Genomic DNA, 16,856 nt, shown 5'->3' on the forward strand with positions numbered 1-16,856 from the left:
TTACCTTACTTCTTCTTAGCCTCTTTGGTACGCACGACTTCGTCGGCGTAACGGACACCCTTGCCTTTATAAGGCTCAGGACGACGGTAGGCACGTAAATCTGCTGCAACCTGACCAATTACCTGCTTATCAGCACCTTTCAGCACGATTTCAGTTTGGGTCGGACATTCAGCAGTGATGCCAGCCGGCAATTCATGGTCAACTGGATGAGAGAAGCCTAAAGCTAAATTCACCACGTTGCCTTTAACTGCGGCACGGTAACCTACACCTACCAATTGAAGCTTCTTAGTGAAGCCTTCGGTAACACCAATGACCATTGCATTAAGCAGTGCACGAGTGGTACCCGCTTGGGCCCAACCGTCTACAGCGCCTTCGCGTGGAGCGAAAGTCAGTGTATTTTCTTCTTGCTTAACTTCAACAGCACTATGGACGGTACGAGTCAGCTCGCCGTTCTTACCCTTAATCGAAATAACCTGACCGTTGAGTTTTACCTCTACGCCGGCAGGAATGACGACGGGTGCTTTTGCAACACGAGACATTCTTTCCTCCCGAATTAAGCTACGTAGCAGATAATCTCGCCACCAAGACCAGCTTGGCGAGCTGCACGATCGGTCATAACACCTTTAGAGGTAGAAATAACAGCGATACCCAAACCGGCCATAACTTTTGGCAGCTCATCTTTTTTCTTATAGATGCGCAGACCTGGACGGCTGATACGTTGAATGCTTTCTACCACTGCCTTACCCTGGAAATACTTAAGAGCTAATTCCAGAACAGGCTTGGTGTCGCCTTCGACTTTAAAATCTTCAATAAAACCTTCTTCCTTCAGAACGTTGGCAATTGCCACTTTCAGCTTGGAGGAAGGCATGGTGACCGCGACTTTGTTTGCGGATTGACCGTTACGGATACGGGTCAGCATATCCGCGATCGGATCTTGCATGCTCATCTGTCTTTACTCCCGTGATTCAATTGGTGACAATTACCAGCTAGCCTTTTTAAGGCCCGGGATTTCACCGCGCATTGCGGTTTCACGGACTTTAATACGGCTCAACCCGAACTTCCGCAAGAAACCATGCGGACGACCAGTTTGGTTGCAGCGGTTACGCTGACGGGACGGGCTGGAATCACGCGGCAGAGACTGCAGCTTCAGAACAGCATTCCAACGTTCTTCGTCGGATGAGTTCACACCAGAGATAATAGCTTTTAATTCCTCGCGTTGAGCGCGGTATTTGTTAGCTAGTTTCACGCGAACGACTTCGCGTGCTTTCATTGATTGCTTAGCCATCAGTAACCCTACCTTACTTGCGGAATGGGAATTTAAAAGCAGCCAATAATGCACGGCCTTCATCATCGGATTTCGCAGTAGTGGTAATGGTAATATCCAAACCACGTACACGATCGACTTTATCGTAGTCGATTTCCGGGAAGATGATCTGCTCGCGCACACCCATGCTGTAGTTACCACGACCATCGAATGACTTAGCGGACAAGCCACGGAAGTCACGGATACGAGGTACAGCAATGGTAATCAGACGCTCAAAGAATTCCCACATGCGTTCGCCACGCAGGGTTACTTTACAGCCGATCGGATAGCCCTGACGGATTTTGAAGCCTGCAACAGATTTGCGTGCTTTGGTGATAAACGGCTTTTGGCCGGAGATTGCTGCCAAGTCAGCTGCTGCGTTATCCAGCAGTTTCTTGTCAGCGATCGCTTCACCAACACCCATGTTCAGGGTGATCTTCTCGACCCGAGGGACTTGCATGACAGAGTTGTAGCCAAACTGAGACATCAGTTGTTTGACTACCTCGTCTTTGTAGTAATCATGCAGTTTCGCCATCGTATTACTCCAAATTACTTGATAGTTTCGCCATTAGATTTAAAGAAACGGACTTTTTTGCCGTCTTCGAATCTAAAGCCTACACGGTCAGCCTTACCAGTTGCCGCGTTGAACAGCGCAATGTTGGAAACTTGAATTGCAGCTTCTTTTTCAACAATGCCACCTGGTTGGTTCAGGGCCGGAACCGGCTTCTGATGTTTTTTAACCAGGTTGATACCTTCAACAATGACCTTACTAGCAGACAGGACATTCTTTACTTTACCGCGCTTACCTTTGTCTTTCCCGGTTAGCACGATAACTTCGTCATCACGACGGATTTTCGCTGCCATGGTTCGCTCCTTAGAGTACTTCTGGTGCCAGAGAGATAATTTTCATGAACTTCTCATTACGCAGTTCACGAGTTACCGGCCCAAAAATACGCGTGCCGATTGGCTGCTCGCTGTTATTATTTAAAATAACGCAAGCGTTGCCATCGAAGCGAATGACAGAACCGTCCGGGCGACGTACACCCTTCTTGGTGCGCACCACTACCGCCTTCAGAACATCGCCTTTCTTAACCTTGCCACGAGGAATTGCTTCCTTGATGGTGATCTTGATGATGTCGCCGATGCCTGCGTAGCGACGGTGCGAGCCACCTAGAACCTTGATACACATTACGCGACGTGCACCGGAGTTGTCGGCCACGTTCAGCATAGTCTGTTCTTGGATCATGTTAGTGCTCCGCTAATGTCAACTACTACTTTAGGACCCAGAATAGGTCGTTTAAAAGCCCCATGAATGAGGGCGCAGCATTATAACACCGCTTCCAAATTATGGGTAGAAAAAATAAACGGCCCACTTTCTGAGCCGTTTATTATGTTCGAGTTGGCTACTCTATTACAGAATCGCTTTCTCTACAACGCGAACAAGTGTCCAAGACTTAGTCTTTGACAATGGACGGCATTCGCGGATTTCTACCACGTCACCGATTCCACATTCATTGTTCTCGTCATGTACATGCAATTTCGTCGTACGACGGATGAATTTCCCATAAATTGGGTGCTTCACCACACGTTCGATAGCAACAACCATGGATTTCTCCATTTTGTCACTAACTACGCGACCTTGCAGAGTACGGATTTGGTCAGTCATTACGCACCCGCCTTTTCAGTCAGTAAAGTCTTAACACGTGCGATATTACGACGCACTTGCTTCGACAGGTGAGTTTGTTGCAGCTGGCCACTAGCCGCCTGCATGCGCAAATTAAATTGCTCACGCAGCAGGTTGAGCAGCTCAGTGTTCAGCTCTTCAACGCTTTTTTCACGCAGCTCTTGTGCTTTCATTACATCACCGTCTTAGTTACAAAGGTGGTTCCTACAGGCAGTTTCGCTGCTGCGAGCTTAAATGCTTCGCGAGCAGTTTCTTCCGGCACACCAGCCATTTCAAATAAAACTTTTCCTGGCTGGATCAGGGCAACCCAATATTCTACGTTACCCTTACCTTTACCCATACGTACTTCGAGCGGCTTCTCGGTGATCGGTTTGTCCGGGAATACACGGATCCAGACCTTACCTTGACGCTTAATTGCACGTGTCATCGCACGACGGGCTGCTTCGATTTGACGAGCCGTCAGGCGGCAACGGCCACTAGCTTTCAGGCCGAACTCACCGAAGCTAACATCCGTACCTTGCGCAAGGCCACGGTTGCGGCCTTTGTGCATCTTACGGAATTTTGTACGCTTTGGTTGTAACATCAGCGATTCTCCTTACTTGCGGCCTTTACGCTGCTGCTTTTTAGGTTGAGCAGCCGGTTCCGGTTGTTCGACAGCAGCCATACCACCCAAGATCTCACCTTTGAAGATCCATACCTTAACGCCGATTACACCATAAGTGGTGTGCGCTTCAGATGTGTTGTAATCGATATCCGCACGCAGTGTATGCAACGGAACACGACCTTCACGGTACCATTCGGTACGCGCGATTTCAGCACCGCCAAGACGGCCGCTTACTTCAACTTTGATACCTTTAGCGCCAAGACGCATTGCGTTCTGTACAGCACGCTTCATAGCACGACGGAACATAACACGACGTTCCAGCTGTGAAGTGATGCTATCAGCAACCAATTTTGCGTCCAGTTCCGGTTTACGGACTTCGGCGATGTTAATCTGTGCAGGAACGCCAGCGATATCCGCTACGACCTTACGCAGTTTTTCGACATCTTCACCTTTCTTGCCGATAACGATGCCAGGACGAGCGGTGTGAATAGTCACACGGATGCTCTTCGCTGGACGCTCGATAACGATGCGAGAAACGGAAGCTTTCGCTAATTCCTTAGTCAGGAATTGGCGAACTTTAAAGTCGCTGTCCAGGTTGTCAGCGAATTCTTTGGTATTTGCGTACCAGGTAGAGTTCCAAGCTTTGACAATACCTAGTCGAATACCATTAGGATGTACTTTCTGACCCATTGCTAGTCTCCAGAGTCTCAGCGATCGGACACAACCACAGTAATGTGGCTGGTGCGCTTCAGGATGCGATCTGCACGACCTTTTGCACGCGGCATAATGCGCTTCATGCTAGGGCCTTCGTCTACGAAAATCTTCGCGACTTTCAGATCATCGATGTCAGCGCCATCGTTGTGTTCTGCGTTAGCAATGGCAGACTCTAGTACCTTCTTAACCAAACCAGCAGCTTTCTTGTTGGTATAGGCCAGAGTTTCCAGAGCTTGCGACACTTTCTTACCGCGAATCAGGTCCGCTACCAAGCGAACCTTCTGAGCAGAAGAACGAGCGTGGCGATGTTTAGCGATAGTTTCCATCTCTTCCTCCTACCTTAGCGCTTTTTAGCCTTTTTATCGGCCGCATGGCCGCGATAAGTACGGGTCGGCGCGAATTCGCCCAGTTTGTGACCGACCATTTCATCGGAAACAAAAACGGGAACGTGCTGACGACCATTATGGACAGCGATGGTCAAACCGATCATATTTGGAAAGACCGTTGAACGACGGGACCAAGTCCGAATTGGCTTCTTGTCTCCGCTTTCCACCGCTTTCTCTACCTTCTTCAGCAAGTGCAGGTCAATGAAGGGACCTTTCTTGAGAGAACGTGGCATGGCTTATCCTCTAATTATTTTTTACTACGGCGACGTACGATGAACTTATCAGTACGCTTGTTGCTACGGGTCTTCTTACCTTTGGTTTGAACGCCCCACGGGGTTACCGGGTGCTTACCAAAGTTACGACCTTCACCACCACCGTGTGGGTGATCTACCGGGTTCATCGCCGTACCGCGAACGGTAGGACGAATACCACGCCAACGACTAGCACCTGCTTTACCCAGGACACGCAGCATGTGTTCAGCGTTACCGACTTCACCTAAGGTGGCGCGGCAATCAGCTAGAACTTTGCGCATTTCGCCGGAGCGCAGACGCAGAGTAACGTAGGAACCGTCACGAGCAACGATCTGAACGTATGCACCAGCAGAACGAGCCAATTGGCCGCCTTTACCTGGTTTCATTTCTACGTTATGAACCGTTGAACCAACTGGGATGTTACGCATAGGCAGGGTGTTACCTGCTTTAATTGCAGCATCAACGCCAGATTGAATCTGGTCACCAGCTTTCAGGCCCTTCGGCGCCAGGATGTAACGGCGTTCGCCGTCTTTGTACAGAACCAGCGCGATATTCGCGGAACGGTTCGGATCGTACTCCAGACGCTCTACCACAGCAGGGATACCATCTTTGTTGCGTTTGAAGTCAACCAGACGATAATGTTGCTTGTGGCCACCACCGATATGACGGGTAGTGATACGGCCATTGTTGTTACGGCCACCGCTTTTGCTTAATTTCTCAAGCAACGGGGCATAAGGTTTACCCTTGTGCAGCTCAGGGTTAACCACTTTAACAACGTGGCGACGACCCGGAGACGTAGGTTTACATTTAACAATTGCCATTGTTTACTCCTCCGACTTACTCTGCGCCGCCGATGAAGTCCAGATTCTGGCCTTCTTTCAGGGTGACGTAAGCTTTTTTCCAGTCGCTACGACGACCAACACGCTGACCGTGACGCTTACTCTTGCCTTTAACCAGCAAGGTGTTAACGTCTTCGACTTCGACTTCAAACAGTTTCTGCACTGCAGCTTTAATTTCTGCTTTGGTCGCGTCTTTGGCAACTTTGAGAACGATGGTGTTATTCTTTTCCATCGCAGCGGACGCTTTTTCAGATACATGCGGCGCGCGCAGTACTTTCAGCAGACGTTCTTCACGAATCATGCCAGCATCTCCTCAACTTGCTTCACAGCATCAGCAGTCATAACCACTTTGTCGAAGGCGATCAGGCTAACTGGGTCAATACCGGCTACATCACGGACATCAACCTTATACAGGTTGCGAGCTGCCAAGAACAAGTTCTCGTCCAGTTCACCAGTGATGATCAGCACATCTTCCAGAGCCATATCTTTCAGTTTCTGCGCCAGCAACTTAGTTTTAGGTGCTTCAACAGAGAACTTTTCGACAATGATCAGACGATCTTGACGTACCAATTCGGACAAAATGCTTTTCAGCGCGCCGCGGTACATCTTTTTGTTTACTTTCTGACTGTGGTCCTGAGGCTTCGCAGCAAAGGTCACGCCACCTGAACGCCAGATCGGGCTCTTTACAGAACCTGAACGTGCGCGGCCGGTACCTTTCTGGCGCCACGGTTTTTTACCGGAACCAGTCACTTCAGCGCGGGTCTTCTGAGCACGAGTACCTTGACGGGCACCTGCTGCATAAGCAACAACAACCTGATGTACCAGCGCTTCGTTGAAATCACGACCGAAGGTAGTTTCGGAAACAGTCAGCGCGCCTTGCGCGTCTTTCAATACTAATTCCATTGCTATCCCCTTACGCCTTCACAGCTGGTTTAACGATCAGGTTGCCACCGGTTGCGCCCGGTACAGCACCCTTAACCAGCAGCAGGTTGCGCTCAGCGTCAACACGTACTACGTCCAGGCTTTGAACGGTTACACGCTCGTCACCCAGGTGGCCAGCCATTTTCTTGCCTTTGAACACTTTGCCCGGAGTCTGGTTTTGACCGATAGAACCCGGAACACGGTGAGACAAGGAGTTACCATGGGTAGCATCTTGGGTACGGAAGTTCCAGCGCTTAACAGTACCGGCAAAACCTTTACCTTTAGACGTACCTGTAACGTCAACTTTCTTAACGTCAGCGAAAATCTCGACGCTAATTTCTTGGCCAGCAGTGAATTCTTGACCTTCTGGAAGGCGGAATTCCCACAGACCACGGCCAGCTTCTACGCCAGCTTTAGCGAAATGACCCGCTTCTGGTTTAGTAACGCGGTTAGCTTTTTTAGCACCGGTAGTTACTTGTACAGCACGGTATCCGTCGTTCTCCAGGCTTTTGACCTGAGTTACGCGGTTCGCTTCAATTTCGATAACAGTTACTGGGATTGAAACGCCATCTTCTGTGAAGATACGAGTCATACCCACTTTCTTACCGACTAAACCAATCATTGTTTCAACCTCTCAATCGCTCAATGACCTGATTAACCCAGGCTGATCTGCACGTCTACACCGGCAGCCAGATCCAGACGCATCAGAGCATCAACGGTTTTCTCGGTTGGCTCAACGATGTCAACCAGACGCTTGTGAGTGCGAATCTCGTACTGATCGCGCGCATCTTTATTGACGTGCGGGGAGATCAGAACGGTAAAGCGCTCTTTGCGAGTTGGCAGCGGGATCGGACCACGAACCTGCGCACCAGTGCGCTTGGCAGTCTCGACGATTTCCGCAGTTGATTGATCGATCAAACGATGATCAAACGCTTTCAGGCGGATACGGATTCTTTGGTTCTGCATGAGACCAGAGCTCCAATTATTTATAAACGTAAATGATTACTCCTCACACCCATTTCGATTGATGGGGGAGTGTAATCGTTCAACATATAACCCCCATATCGGGAGTATTGTTCGGTTCTAGCACTAGGCTGCAACCGACAGATTAGTTTCAATCTGACCTATCAAGATTAGGTAGGCCCGCGCATTATACGTAAATACCAGCAGGAAGCAAGCCAGTGTTGAAAATCTATGCGAAAACTTACCAGATAATTTAATTAGGGGAAAATATGGCTATGTTTGAAGGTTTGCAGATAAGAAAGAGTGAGGCCGATCCGGCTCCCACTCTTTTAACTCAATATATTGTGGCGGGTAAGCGAGCGACTGCACGCTAGGTGAAGGAGTTAATCTTTTGCCAATTGAGCCTGTGAGTAATTCTGTATTCCCAGACGTTCGATAAGGCTAAGTTCTGTTTCCAGCCAATCGATGTGACCTTCTTCATCAGCGAGAATTTCTTTCAACAAATCACGGCTGACGTAATCATGTATCGAATCTGCATAGGCAATACCTTCACGAAGATCCTTCGCTCCCGCCAGTTCAAGGGCTAGATCTGACTTCAGTATTTCCTCAACGTCTTCACCTATATTCAGCTTCCCCAAGTCCTGCAAATTAGGAATGCCTTCGAGGAAAAGGATACGCTCAATATATTTGTCAGCATGTTTCATTTCGTCGATGGATTCGTGATACTCCTTATCATTAAGGCGCATCAATCCCCAGTTTTTAAACATTCGGGCGTGGAGAAAATATTGGTTGATAGCAACTAACTCGTTTCCGAGCAGTTTGTTGAGATGTGCAATTATCTTTTTATCGCCTTTCATAGAAATACCCTCCGCTTCCAGTACTAAAAGTGTAGTACCAGATGGCAAAGTGTGGGGAAAACTTCTCCCGGTTAACTATTAGGCAACATCGTTCATTTCTGGAATGTTGGCACGTTCCTCGATCAATATTTCTCTCGCCTGCCGAATACACTTTCCACAGTCGGTACCAATCGGTACTAGTTGACGCAATTGTTGAATGGTATGTGGATGGTGCTGACGTACCACTTTACGGATAACTTTGTCAGATATCGCATTACACAGGCAGACATACATAAAATGACTCACTTCTTAACCAGTATTTCAAGTGTAAATAAGAATGCGAGTTATTTCAATTAAGATTATTGACTTTGGGCAATAAAAAGGGCGCCGAAGCGCCCTCTACTTAATCAATAAAACAATTAAGCGATAACTTTAGCAACAACACCAGCGCCTACAGTACGGCCGCCTTCACGGATTGCGAAACGCAGACCGTCGTCCATTGCGATTGGGTGAATCAGAGTAACAACCATGTTGATGTTGTCACCTGGCATCACCATTTCGACGCCTTCTGGCAGTTCGATGGTACCGGTTACGTCAGTTGTACGGAAGTAGAACTGAGGACGGTAGCCTTTGAAGAACGGAGTATGACGACCGCCTTCATCTTTGCTCAGAATATAAACTTCTGATTCAAAGGTAGTGTGTGGCTTGATAGAGCCTGGTTTAGCCAGAACTTGACCACGTTCGATATCTTCACGTTTGATACCACGCAGCAGAACACCAACGTTCTCACCAGCACGGCCTTCGTCCAGCAATTTGCGGAACATTTCAACGCCAGTACAAGTAGATTTAGCAGTATCTTTGATACCAACGATTTCTACTTCTTCACCAACTTTAACGATACCGCGCTCTACACGACCAGTTACAACAGTACCACGGCCAGAGATAGAGAATACGTCTTCGATTGGCAACAGGAACGGCTTGTCGATAGCACGTTCTGGTTCTGGGATGTAAGAATCCAGGTAGCCAGCCAGTTCGATGATCTTAGCTTCCCACTCTGCTTCGCCTTCCAGCGCTTTCAGAGCAGAACCACGTACTACTGGCAGATCGTCGCCTGGGAAATCGTAAGCAGAAAGAAGTTCACGAACTTCCATTTCTACCAGTTCCAGCAGCTCTTCATCGTCAACCATGTCACATTTGTTCATGAATACGATGATGTAAGGAACACCAACCTGGCGACCCAACAGGATGTGCTCACGAGTCTGTGGCATAGGGCCATCAGTTGCAGCAACAACCAGGATAGCGCCATCCATCTGAGCAGCACCGGTGATCATGTTTTTAACGTAGTCGGCGTGCCCTGGGCAGTCAACGTGCGCATAGTGACGTGACGGGGTGTCATATTCAACGTGAGAAGTGTTGATGGTGATACCACGTGCTTTTTCTTCTGGTGCGTTATCGATCTGATCGAAAGCACGAGCGCTACCGCCGTAGGTTTTAGCCAAAACGGTGGTGATTGCTGCTGTCAGGGTAGTTTTACCATGGTCAACGTGGCCGATAGTACCGACGTTTACATGGGGTTTGGTACGTTCAAATTTTTCTTTAGACACGACTATATTCCTTACTCTTGTGCTCTCCCACTTATGAGAGAGCACTGGATCATTGTTTTAAACCCGAAAGCTTATTTGCCACGGGCTTCGATAACGGCTTTAGCGACGTTACTAGGTGCTTCAGCATACTCCAGGAATTCCATGGAGTAAGAAGCACGGCCCTGAGTCTGAGAACGCAGGTCAGTAGCATAACCGAACATTTCAGACAACGGAACCTTGACGCGAACGGTTTTACCGGTAGCAGTATCTTCCATACCTTCGATGATACCACGACGACGGTTAAGGTCGCCCATTACGTCACCCATGTAATCTTCAGGGGTTTCGACTTCAACCTTCATGATTGGCTCAAGCAGAACTGGTTTAGCTCGTTTGAACCCTTCTTTAAAGGCGATAGAACCGGCTAATTTAAACGCCAATTCTGAGGAGTCAACGTCATGGTAAGAACCGTAGTGCAGACGGATTTTAACGTCAACAACCGGGTAACCAGCCAGAGGACCGGCTTTCAGTTGTTCCTGGATACCTTTATCAACAGCAGGGATGAACTCTTTAGGAATAGAACCACCAACGATTTCGTTGACGAATTCATACCCAGCGCCACCCGGTGGTAACGGAGACATGTCGATAACAACATGACCGTACTGACCACGACCGCCTGATTGCTTAGCGTGCTTACCTTCCACGTCCTTAACGGTCTCGCGGATAGTTTCACGGTATGCAACCTGAGGTTTACCGACGTTTGCTTCCACGTTAAATTCGCGGCGCATACGGTCAACCAGGATATCCAAGTGCAGCTCACCCATACCAGCGATGATAGTCTGACCAGATTCTTCGTCAGTCCAAACGCGGAATGATGGATCTTCTTTTGCCAGACGACCCAGAGCCATACCCATTTTTTCTTGGTCGGCTTTGGTTTTTGGTTCAACGGCAACAGAGATTACTGGCTCTGGGAACTCCATACGTTCCAAGATGATCGGATTAGCTGGGTCACACAAGGTGTCACCAGTCGTCACGTCTTTCAGACCAATCGCTGCTGCGATGTCGCCAGCACGAACTTCTTTGATCTCTTCACGTTTGTTGGCATGCATCTGTACGATACGGCCCAGACGCTCACGCTGTGAACGCACTGAGTTCAACACGGTGTCACCGGAGTTAACAACGCCAGAGTACACACGGAAGAACGTCAAGTTACCCACAAACGGGTCGGTTGCAATTTTGAACGCCAGTGCAGAGAACGGCTCTTTGTCGTCTGAGTGACGAACTGCCGGAGTATCTTTACCGTCGTCCAGAATACCGTTGATAGCTTCAACATCAGTTGGTGCTGGCAGGTATTCGATAACCGCATCCAGCATTGCCTGTACGCCTTTGTTTTTAAACGCAGAACCACAGGTAACCAGGATAATTTCGTTGCGCAGAACGCGTTGACGCAGAGCTTTCTTGATTTCTTCTTCAGTCAGCTCTTCGCCGCCCAAATATTTGTCCATCAGCTCTTCTGACGCTTCTGCAGCAGATTCAACCAGATTCTGGTGCCATTCAGCAGCCAGTTCAGCCATATCAGCCGGGATCTCTTCGTATTCGAAGGTCACGCCCTGATCAGCTTCGTTCCAGTTGATCGCTTTCATTTTTACCAGGTCGATAATACCGGTAAATTTCTCTTCCGCGCCGATTGCCAGTTGCAATGGAACTGGATTCGCGCCCAGACGAGATTTAATCTGACCAACAACTTTCAGGAAGTTAGCACCCATGCGGTCCATTTTGTTAACGAACGCAATGCGTGGAACTTTATATTTGTTAGCCTGACGCCATACGGTCTCAGACTGTGGCTGAACACCACCAACTGCACAGTAAACCATTACCGCGCCGTCAAGAACACGCATGGAACGTTCTACTTCGATGGTGAAGTCAACGTGCCCAGGGGTGTCAATGATATTGACGTGATGTGGTTCGAACTGTTTAGCCATACCAGACCAGAAGCAGGTAGTAGCCGCAGAAGTAATGGTAATACCACGCTCCTGCTCCTGTTCCATCCAGTCCATGGTGGCTGCGCCGTCATGAACTTCACCGATTTTATGGTTTACACCGGTGTAAAACAGGATACGTTCGGTAGTGGTTGTCTTACCGGCGTCGATGTGAGCGCTGATACCGATATTACGATAGCGCTCAATGGGTGTTTTACGAGCCATTTGATTCCTCTATTCCTAGGACGTTCATTCGGTTAACACATGCGGGCTGACTATTAAAGCGCCCGCATGGTTAGCATAACTACTGCGTGGTAATTACCAGCGGTAGTGCGCGAACGCCTTGTTAGCTTCGGCCATACGGTGAACGTCTTCACGTTTCTTAACAGCAGAACCTTTGTTCTCTGCTGCGTCAGACAGTTCATTCGCCAAGCGCAAAGCCATGGATTTATCACCGCGTTTACGAGCAGCATCAACGATCCAACGCATTGCCAAGGCATTACGACGAACCGGACGAACTTCAACTGGTACCTGATAAGTAGAACCACCAACGCGGCGAGACTTAACTTCGACAGTCGGGCGCACGTTGTCCAGAGCTACTTCGAAAGCTTCCAGAAAATCTTTACCTGAACGCTGAGCCAGGGTCTCCAGCGCGGTATAGACGATTGCTTCTGCAGTAGATTTTTTACCATCTACCATCAGGATATTTACAAATTTAGCCAGCAATTCAGATCCGAACTTAGGATCTGGTAAAATTTTACGCTGGCCAATTACACGACGACGTGGCATGGAAATACTCCGTTGTTAATTCAGGGTTGTCCAAAACTCTAAGAGTTTATTTTGACATTAATGTGAAAATGTTTGGCCTTACTTAACGGAGAACCATTAAGCCTTTGGCTTCTTCACGCCGTACTTAGAACGTGATTGCTTACGGTCTTTAACACCTGAGCAGTCAAGCGCGCCGCGAACGGTGTGGTAACGCACACCTGGCAAGTCTTTAACACGACCGCCACGGATCAGGATCACGGAGTGTTCCTGAAGGTTATGACCTTCACCACCGATGTAGGAGGTGACTTCAAAACCGTTAGTTAAACGCACACGGCAAACTTTACGCAGTGCGGAGTTAGGTTTTTTCGGGGTGGTTGTATATACGCGGGTACATACACCACGTTTCTGCGGGCATGCTTCCAGCGCAGGAACGTTGCTTTTAGCAACCTTCATGCTGCGTGGCTTGCGAACCAGCTGGTTAATCGTTGCCATTATTAAAAAAGCTCCTGGTTTTTTGCTTCGTAAACACGTGATAAATCCCCCTCGTTTGCACTACTGGCAGAGAACGAGGACGCAGAATTTTATGGCTGACTATCTAAGGTGTCAAGAAATATACAGCATTGACTGCATTACCATGCCAGTTGTTGCTGATGTTTTAGGGTCAAATCCACGAAGTGAGTATAGCCGATTAGCATCGCGCTGTCTGAAATTTGACCACATAAACCGCGAGCAATAACATCATCTTCCAATACAAATAGCGAAGCTGGGTTATTTAACAATAAGTTAAGACTTTCACTGTTTTTCAAAACCGCTATCACACCATCTTGCAGAAATAGAATCGCATCTTCAGATGTGACCAATCTCAGCAATGCAGATAAATCGCAGTGATAAGGGGAACGACAGACGGTAAACAGCATTATGGTTACCCAAATCTCATTAAAAAGTCAGCACAACATCATAATTTGCCAATTGGCTGCGTAAATTTACCGGAGATAATACCTCGACATCAAGTATCCAATCGGTCACTTCACTCAACCCGCGTTGCCGCAATGAGGCTTCACAAATATAAAAATTCTCAACATCGTACAGCGGTAGGACACCGAAAGTAGCAATATAGTTTCTGGCGAGAATTCTTTCTGGTTGTTGCTGAGGTAATAGTTGCAAAACACCGTCTGAGATGAAGAACATACCGATATTCTCACTCAACGCAGAAGTCGCCAGCACAGCATCCAACCCCTCGCGCCCTGCTGAATGGCCATGCGGGCCTTGAGTGAAAACAAAAGCAACACGTTTCATTGCCATTAAAATTGCACCATACGGTCACAGGTTAATGCCGCTTCTGCCAATGCTCCTAGCCCACTCAAGGTAAAACCGGGTTGCAGATTTGCTGCCGCCAAATTGAGTTGCTCGGCTTCATTTTGGTCAGCAACGCCACGGCGCAATGCCGCCGCCACACACACATTCAATATGACAGCATGCTCGCTCGCCAATTTTTGCCATGCACGTACCAGATCAAATTCATCACTGGCAGGAGCGGTTAATTGGTTAGCATTCAAAACGCCTTCGCGATAGAAGAAAACACTATCCAATTTATGTCCTGAACTTATCAGAGCCAACGCAAACTGATAGGCACTGCTAGCCTGCTGGGTGCCATAGGCTGGCCCCGTGACCATCAGGCAGTATTTCAAACCCGACATTAACGCTCGTGCCCCACAAGATCACCGCTTTTGAACTGGCGAATGTAGAGATAAACCGTGTGTTTAGAGATATTTAGTCGTTCAGCAACCTGATTGATGGCATCTTTGATATCAAAAATCCCTTTTTCGTAAAGATTGAGCACAACCTGGCGGTTTTTCGCATTGTTTGACACATTGCGATCAGCATTCACTTCCTCAATGGTGAACTCCAGTGTCTGTGCCACCAGGTCATCAACCGATGAGGCAAAGTTGACGGAGGAAGGGACTTCTTGTGTTTCCGGCGGCATAAACGTCTGAATGATTTGCGAGAACGGCACATCCAGATTCATGTTTATACATAACAGCCCAATAACACGCTGATCGCGGTTGCGGATTGCAATAGTAACTGATTTCATCAACACACCACTTTTGGCGCGCGTGAAATAAGCTCTTGAAACACTGCTGTCGGCACCGGCCATATCATGCAGCATCCGCAGCGCAAGGTCTGTTATAGGAGAACCAATCTGCCGGCCTGTGTGTTCACCATTCGCAATTCTTACCGCAGAGCTTTTCAGGTCTTCCAGTGAATGCAGGACAATTTCACAGTGGCTGCCAATAAGCATCGCCAAGCCATCAACGATAGCTTCGTATGATTTGAGTATTTCATGGTCCGTCTGACTGAACGGACGTTCATCCAGTAAATCCAGTTCACTGGTTTCGCTACTGAGAAGCGAATTAGACATCGAAGACACCATCCTCTACGTAAAGCCTGTCTCAATACCGTTGGCAGACTCATAACTCAATATCCTGAATTTTAAGTCTAGCAAATATGCTGAGATAAAATCCTTGCGTTCGCGCGTGCTATTGACGTTAAGCCCACAAGCCATAAATCGTCAAGTTATCAACGAGCAAAAGTGCGAATTGATACACCACAAAAAAAAACCGCCGCGACAATTATCGCGGCGGTCATCAGTATAACCAGTACTCAGCTACGACACGAATGAGCTAAATTACTTCTTAGCTTTTGCATCCGCAGCAGCTGGCTGTTCTTCTGGGGCATCAGCTTTAGGTGCCGCTTTCACATCCAACAGCTCTACCTCAAATACCAGAGTAGAGTTAGCAGGGATGCCTGGGACGCCAGTTTTGCCGTAAGCCAGCTCTGGTGGGATAACCAGAGTGATCTTGCCGCCTTTCTTGATTTGCTTCAGGCCTTCGGTCCAGCCTGGGATAACGCCATCAAGACGGAAAGACAGTGGCTCACCGCGGGTGTAGGAGTTATCAAACTCAGTACCATCGGTCAGTGTCCCTTTGTAGTTAACTACCACGGTATCACTGTCTTTTGGCGCATCACCAGTACCGGCTTTCTCTACTTTGTACAGCAGGCCAGATGCCGTTTTCTTTACATCTTTTCCTTTAGCGAAATCTTCGCGATATTTAGCACCTTTATCGGCGTTTTCTTTAGCATCCTGCTCCATTTTGGCTTGAGCAGAGGCTTTTACGCGCGTTTCAAAACGTTGTAAGGTTTCTTCGATTTCTTTGTCGGTCAGTTTGCTTTTGCTGGCAAAAGCGTCCTGCACACCGGCGATCAACTGGTCTTTATCCAGGTCAATACCGAGTTTTTCTTGCTCTTTCAGGGAGTTATCCATATAACGCCCTAATGATGCACCCAATGCATAAGCAGATTGCTGGTTATCATTCTTAAAAGCGCTATTTGTCGTTGCAGCCGCATCAGCAGCTTTAGCTGTTTCTGCGGCTTTCGTTGTTTCAGCCGCGAAAGCCGCAGAGGTATTCAGGGTCAGCGCCATGGTGGTAGCCAGTAGCGTTACTTTAAACAGTGATTTCATCCATTTCTCCATTGGCTTAAGGACACTTACCCCAAGCAACGATTATAAGAGTAACTTGTACTATAACTGTCTGTGCGAACACAAAACAATCTCTATGCTGATGCTATTAAGTGATATTAAGACTTTTTTTACTACAAGAAGTTTCGTTTTATCGATATCTTGACCCTTGCGGGCAATCATGGAGTTTTACAGGTAGAATCAACCCTCCCTACCTTTTTCCATATTATCACCGGATGGGAAGTAGCCAAAGGGTATGGTTTGCAGTCATGAGAGGAAATTAAGATGGAACAATCCCTGTTTGAACAACGGCTGGAAATGCTGGAAAGCCGTCTGGCATTTCAGGAAGTGACAATTGAGGAACTCAATTTGATCGTGACGGAGCATCAGATGGAAATGACCAAACTGCGGGAGCATCTACGTTTATTGACCGATAAACTACGAGAATCTCAGTCTTCCATGATGGCCTCGCCAGCAGAAGAGCCGCCACCACCACACTATTAAGCAAAAA

General features: G+C 48.0%; 29 protein-coding genes. 1 reads left to right on the forward strand and 28 read right to left on the reverse strand.

Going from position 1 to position 16,856, the window contains the following annotated elements:
• Nucleotides 1–5: 5 nt before the first annotated feature.
• The 28 genes from rplF to fkpA form a co-directional block, all read right to left on the reverse strand.
• Nucleotides 6–539 (reverse strand): 50S ribosomal protein L6, encoded by a 534-nt coding sequence (rplF, locus tag HU019_RS04490; RefSeq protein ID WP_005159860.1) that lies wholly within the window; start codon nucleotides 537–539, stop codon nucleotides 6–8.
• Between the two features lie 14 nt (nucleotides 540–553).
• Nucleotides 554–946: a 30S ribosomal protein S8 gene (rpsH, locus tag HU019_RS04495; RefSeq protein ID WP_005159858.1), complete on the reverse strand. Its 393-nt coding sequence runs from the start codon at nucleotides 944–946 to the stop codon at nucleotides 554–556.
• Nucleotides 947–979: 33 nt separating this feature from the next.
• On the reverse strand, nucleotides 980–1,285 hold the full coding sequence (gene rpsN / locus HU019_RS04500; RefSeq protein ID WP_050076775.1) for a 30S ribosomal protein S14: 306 nt from the start codon (nucleotides 1,283–1,285) through the stop codon (nucleotides 980–982).
• 13 nt (nucleotides 1,286–1,298) lie between these two features.
• Nucleotides 1,299–1,838, reverse strand: a complete 540-nt coding sequence (rplE, locus tag HU019_RS04505) for a 50S ribosomal protein L5 (protein WP_004391419.1) — start codon at nucleotides 1,836–1,838, stop codon at nucleotides 1,299–1,301.
• 14 nt (nucleotides 1,839–1,852) lie between these two features.
• Nucleotides 1,853–2,167 carry a 50S ribosomal protein L24 gene (gene rplX, locus HU019_RS04510; RefSeq protein ID WP_050076774.1) on the reverse strand — a complete coding sequence of 105 codons (315 nt, stop codon included), beginning with the start codon at nucleotides 2,165–2,167 and terminating at the stop codon, nucleotides 1,853–1,855.
• A gap of 10 nt (nucleotides 2,168–2,177) precedes the next feature.
• Nucleotides 2,178–2,549 (reverse strand): 50S ribosomal protein L14, encoded by a 372-nt coding sequence (gene rplN / locus HU019_RS04515; protein WP_002213325.1) that lies wholly within the window; start codon nucleotides 2,547–2,549, stop codon nucleotides 2,178–2,180.
• 165 nt (nucleotides 2,550–2,714) lie between these two features.
• Nucleotides 2,715–2,969, reverse strand: coding sequence for a 30S ribosomal protein S17 (rpsQ, locus tag HU019_RS04520; protein ID WP_002228135.1), 255 nt, complete (start codon nucleotides 2,967–2,969; stop codon nucleotides 2,715–2,717).
• Nucleotides 2,969–3,160 (reverse strand): 50S ribosomal protein L29, encoded by a 192-nt coding sequence (gene rpmC / locus HU019_RS04525; protein ID WP_005159843.1) that lies wholly within the window; start codon nucleotides 3,158–3,160, stop codon nucleotides 2,969–2,971. Before rpmC ends, rpsQ begins: the two co-directional genes overlap by 1 nt.
• The gene (gene rplP / locus HU019_RS04530) at nucleotides 3,160–3,570 is read right to left on the reverse strand and encodes a 50S ribosomal protein L16 (protein ID WP_174847921.1); all 411 of its coding nucleotides are present in this window, start codon (nucleotides 3,568–3,570) and stop codon (nucleotides 3,160–3,162) included. The genes rpmC and rplP overlap by 1 nt, the downstream gene beginning before the upstream one ends.
• Nucleotides 3,571–3,582: 12 nt before the next feature.
• The gene (gene rpsC / locus HU019_RS04535) at nucleotides 3,583–4,281 is read right to left on the reverse strand and encodes a 30S ribosomal protein S3 (protein ID WP_002221644.1); all 699 of its coding nucleotides are present in this window, start codon (nucleotides 4,279–4,281) and stop codon (nucleotides 3,583–3,585) included.
• Nucleotides 4,282–4,298: 17 nt separating this feature from the next.
• Complete coding sequence (gene rplV, locus HU019_RS04540; RefSeq protein ID WP_045049849.1) at nucleotides 4,299–4,631, reverse strand: 50S ribosomal protein L22; 333 nt, start codon at nucleotides 4,629–4,631, stop codon at nucleotides 4,299–4,301.
• 14 nt (nucleotides 4,632–4,645) lie between these two features.
• Nucleotides 4,646–4,924 (reverse strand): 30S ribosomal protein S19, encoded by a 279-nt coding sequence (gene rpsS / locus HU019_RS04545; RefSeq protein WP_002213430.1) that lies wholly within the window; start codon nucleotides 4,922–4,924, stop codon nucleotides 4,646–4,648.
• Nucleotides 4,925–4,938: 14 nt separating this feature from the next.
• Entirely contained in the window at nucleotides 4,939–5,763 is an 825-nt protein-coding gene (rplB, locus tag HU019_RS04550; protein ID WP_004709246.1) for a 50S ribosomal protein L2, read from the reverse strand.
• A 16-nt stretch (nucleotides 5,764–5,779) separates the two neighbouring features.
• The gene (gene rplW, locus HU019_RS04555; protein WP_005159841.1) at nucleotides 5,780–6,082 is read right to left on the reverse strand and encodes a 50S ribosomal protein L23; all 303 of its coding nucleotides are present in this window, start codon (nucleotides 6,080–6,082) and stop codon (nucleotides 5,780–5,782) included.
• Nucleotides 6,079–6,684, reverse strand: coding sequence for a 50S ribosomal protein L4 (gene rplD, locus HU019_RS04560; RefSeq protein ID WP_005159836.1), 606 nt, complete (start codon nucleotides 6,682–6,684; stop codon nucleotides 6,079–6,081). The genes rplW and rplD overlap by 4 nt, the downstream gene beginning before the upstream one ends.
• Before the next feature lie 10 nt (nucleotides 6,685–6,694).
• A complete protein-coding gene (rplC, locus tag HU019_RS04565; RefSeq protein ID WP_004709250.1) occupies nucleotides 6,695–7,324 on the reverse strand; it encodes a 50S ribosomal protein L3 in 630 nt (209 codons plus the stop codon).
• Between the two features lie 32 nt (nucleotides 7,325–7,356).
• A complete protein-coding gene (gene rpsJ, locus HU019_RS04570; protein ID WP_001181005.1) occupies nucleotides 7,357–7,668 on the reverse strand; it encodes a 30S ribosomal protein S10 in 312 nt (103 codons plus the stop codon).
• A gap of 380 nt (nucleotides 7,669–8,048) precedes the next feature.
• A complete protein-coding gene (gene bfr / locus HU019_RS04575) occupies nucleotides 8,049–8,522 on the reverse strand; it encodes a bacterioferritin (RefSeq protein WP_005174628.1) in 474 nt (157 codons plus the stop codon).
• A 78-nt stretch (nucleotides 8,523–8,600) separates the two neighbouring features.
• Entirely contained in the window at nucleotides 8,601–8,795 is a 195-nt protein-coding gene (gene bfd / locus HU019_RS04580; protein ID WP_032911071.1) for a bacterioferritin-associated ferredoxin, read from the reverse strand.
• 125 nt (nucleotides 8,796–8,920) lie between these two features.
• A complete protein-coding gene (gene tuf / locus HU019_RS04585; protein ID WP_050076773.1) occupies nucleotides 8,921–10,105 on the reverse strand; it encodes an elongation factor Tu in 1,185 nt (394 codons plus the stop codon).
• Between the two features lie 71 nt (nucleotides 10,106–10,176).
• On the reverse strand, nucleotides 10,177–12,285 hold the full coding sequence (gene fusA / locus HU019_RS04590) for an elongation factor G (RefSeq protein WP_050076772.1): 2,109 nt from the start codon (nucleotides 12,283–12,285) through the stop codon (nucleotides 10,177–10,179).
• Nucleotides 12,286–12,378: 93 nt separating this feature from the next.
• On the reverse strand, nucleotides 12,379–12,849 hold the full coding sequence (gene rpsG, locus HU019_RS04595) for a 30S ribosomal protein S7 (protein WP_002212324.1): 471 nt from the start codon (nucleotides 12,847–12,849) through the stop codon (nucleotides 12,379–12,381).
• A gap of 96 nt (nucleotides 12,850–12,945) precedes the next feature.
• Complete coding sequence (rpsL, locus tag HU019_RS04600; RefSeq protein ID WP_002212323.1) at nucleotides 12,946–13,320, reverse strand: 30S ribosomal protein S12; 375 nt, start codon at nucleotides 13,318–13,320, stop codon at nucleotides 12,946–12,948.
• A gap of 137 nt (nucleotides 13,321–13,457) precedes the next feature.
• Nucleotides 13,458–13,745, reverse strand: a complete 288-nt coding sequence (tusB, locus tag HU019_RS04605) for a sulfurtransferase complex subunit TusB (protein WP_174847922.1) — start codon at nucleotides 13,743–13,745, stop codon at nucleotides 13,458–13,460.
• Nucleotides 13,746–13,764: 19 nt separating this feature from the next.
• Complete coding sequence (gene tusC, locus HU019_RS04610) at nucleotides 13,765–14,130, reverse strand: sulfurtransferase complex subunit TusC (protein WP_174847923.1); 366 nt, start codon at nucleotides 14,128–14,130, stop codon at nucleotides 13,765–13,767.
• Nucleotides 14,130–14,525 (reverse strand): sulfurtransferase complex subunit TusD, encoded by a 396-nt coding sequence (gene tusD, locus HU019_RS04615; protein WP_174847924.1) that lies wholly within the window; start codon nucleotides 14,523–14,525, stop codon nucleotides 14,130–14,132. The genes tusC and tusD overlap by 1 nt, the downstream gene beginning before the upstream one ends.
• A complete protein-coding gene (locus tag HU019_RS04620) occupies nucleotides 14,525–15,247 on the reverse strand; it encodes a helix-turn-helix transcriptional regulator (RefSeq protein WP_019084070.1) in 723 nt (240 codons plus the stop codon). The genes tusD and HU019_RS04620 overlap by 1 nt, the downstream gene beginning before the upstream one ends.
• Nucleotides 15,248–15,514: 267 nt before the next feature.
• On the reverse strand, nucleotides 15,515–16,348 hold the full coding sequence (gene fkpA / locus HU019_RS04625) for an FKBP-type peptidyl-prolyl cis-trans isomerase (RefSeq protein WP_174847925.1): 834 nt from the start codon (nucleotides 16,346–16,348) through the stop codon (nucleotides 15,515–15,517).
• A gap of 282 nt (nucleotides 16,349–16,630) precedes the next feature.
• Between fkpA and HU019_RS04630 the strand changes: the two genes are divergently transcribed.
• Nucleotides 16,631–16,849 (forward strand): SlyX family protein, encoded by a 219-nt coding sequence (locus tag HU019_RS04630; protein ID WP_005159809.1) that lies wholly within the window; start codon nucleotides 16,631–16,633, stop codon nucleotides 16,847–16,849.
• Nucleotides 16,850–16,856 lie beyond the last annotated feature (7 nt).

This window comes from Yersinia artesiana (assembly GCF_902726545.1).
Classification (GTDB): domain Bacteria; phylum Pseudomonadota; class Gammaproteobacteria; order Enterobacterales; family Enterobacteriaceae; genus Yersinia; species Yersinia artesiana.

Excerpts from the sequence above, each read along its gene's own strand:
- fusA (WP_050076772.1), bottom strand. The coding sequence starts at position 12,285 with ATGGCTCGTAAAACACCCATTGAGCGCTATCGTAATATCGGTATCAGC.
- rplX (WP_050076774.1), bottom strand. The coding sequence starts at position 2,167 with ATGGCAGCGAAAATCCGTCGTGATGACGAAGTTATCGTGCTAACCGGG.
- rplD (WP_005159836.1), bottom strand. The coding sequence starts at position 6,684 with ATGGAATTAGTATTGAAAGACGCGCAAGGCGCGCTGACTGTTTCCGAA.
- rplW (WP_005159841.1), bottom strand. The coding sequence starts at position 6,082 with ATGATTCGTGAAGAACGTCTGCTGAAAGTACTGCGCGCGCCGCATGTA.
- rpsQ (WP_002228135.1), bottom strand. The coding sequence starts at position 2,969 with ATGACTGACCAAATCCGTACTCTGCAAGGTCGCGTAGTTAGTGACAAA.
- rpmC (WP_005159843.1), bottom strand. The coding sequence starts at position 3,160 with ATGAAAGCACAAGAGCTGCGTGAAAAAAGCGTTGAAGAGCTGAACACT.
- tusC (WP_174847923.1), bottom strand. The coding sequence starts at position 14,130 with ATGGCAATGAAACGTGTTGCTTTTGTTTTCACTCAAGGCCCGCATGGC.
- rpsJ (WP_001181005.1), bottom strand. The coding sequence starts at position 7,668 with ATGCAGAACCAAAGAATCCGTATCCGCCTGAAAGCGTTTGATCATCGT.
- rpsS (WP_002213430.1), bottom strand. The coding sequence starts at position 4,924 with ATGCCACGTTCTCTCAAGAAAGGTCCCTTCATTGACCTGCACTTGCTG.
- rplV (WP_045049849.1), bottom strand. The coding sequence starts at position 4,631 with ATGGAAACTATCGCTAAACATCGCCACGCTCGTTCTTCTGCTCAGAAG.
- rpsL (WP_002212323.1), bottom strand. The coding sequence starts at position 13,320 with ATGGCAACGATTAACCAGCTGGTTCGCAAGCCACGCAGCATGAAGGTT.
- rpsH (WP_005159858.1), bottom strand. The coding sequence starts at position 946 with ATGAGCATGCAAGATCCGATCGCGGATATGCTGACCCGTATCCGTAAC.
- tusD (WP_174847924.1), bottom strand. The coding sequence starts at position 14,525 with ATGTCGGGTTTGAAATACTGCCTGATGGTCACGGGGCCAGCCTATGGC.
- tusB (WP_174847922.1), bottom strand. The coding sequence starts at position 13,745 with ATGCTGTTTACCGTCTGTCGTTCCCCTTATCACTGCGATTTATCTGCA.
- HU019_RS04630 (WP_005159809.1), top strand. The coding sequence starts at position 16,631 with ATGGAACAATCCCTGTTTGAACAACGGCTGGAAATGCTGGAAAGCCGT.
- rplE (WP_004391419.1), bottom strand. The coding sequence starts at position 1,838 with ATGGCGAAACTGCATGATTACTACAAAGACGAGGTAGTCAAACAACTG.
- rplP (WP_174847921.1), bottom strand. The coding sequence starts at position 3,570 with ATGTTACAACCAAAGCGTACAAAATTCCGTAAGATGCACAAAGGCCGC.
- fkpA (WP_174847925.1), bottom strand. The coding sequence starts at position 16,348 with ATGAAATCACTGTTTAAAGTAACGCTACTGGCTACCACCATGGCGCTG.
- rplC (WP_004709250.1), bottom strand. The coding sequence starts at position 7,324 with ATGATTGGTTTAGTCGGTAAGAAAGTGGGTATGACTCGTATCTTCACA.
- rplN (WP_002213325.1), bottom strand. The coding sequence starts at position 2,549 with ATGATCCAAGAACAGACTATGCTGAACGTGGCCGACAACTCCGGTGCA.
- rpsC (WP_002221644.1), bottom strand. The coding sequence starts at position 4,281 with ATGGGTCAGAAAGTACATCCTAATGGTATTCGACTAGGTATTGTCAAA.
- rpsN (WP_050076775.1), bottom strand. The coding sequence starts at position 1,285 with ATGGCTAAGCAATCAATGAAAGCACGCGAAGTCGTTCGCGTGAAACTA.
- rplF (WP_005159860.1), bottom strand. The coding sequence starts at position 539 with ATGTCTCGTGTTGCAAAAGCACCCGTCGTCATTCCTGCCGGCGTAGAG.
- rpsG (WP_002212324.1), bottom strand. The coding sequence starts at position 12,849 with ATGCCACGTCGTCGTGTAATTGGCCAGCGTAAAATTTTACCAGATCCT.
- bfr (WP_005174628.1), bottom strand. The coding sequence starts at position 8,522 with ATGAAAGGCGATAAAAAGATAATTGCACATCTCAACAAACTGCTCGGA.
- rplB (WP_004709246.1), bottom strand. The coding sequence starts at position 5,763 with ATGGCAATTGTTAAATGTAAACCTACGTCTCCGGGTCGTCGCCACGTT.
- HU019_RS04620 (WP_019084070.1), bottom strand. The coding sequence starts at position 15,247 with ATGTCTAATTCGCTTCTCAGTAGCGAAACCAGTGAACTGGATTTACTG.
- bfd (WP_032911071.1), bottom strand. The coding sequence starts at position 8,795 with ATGTATGTCTGCCTGTGTAATGCGATATCTGACAAAGTTATCCGTAAA.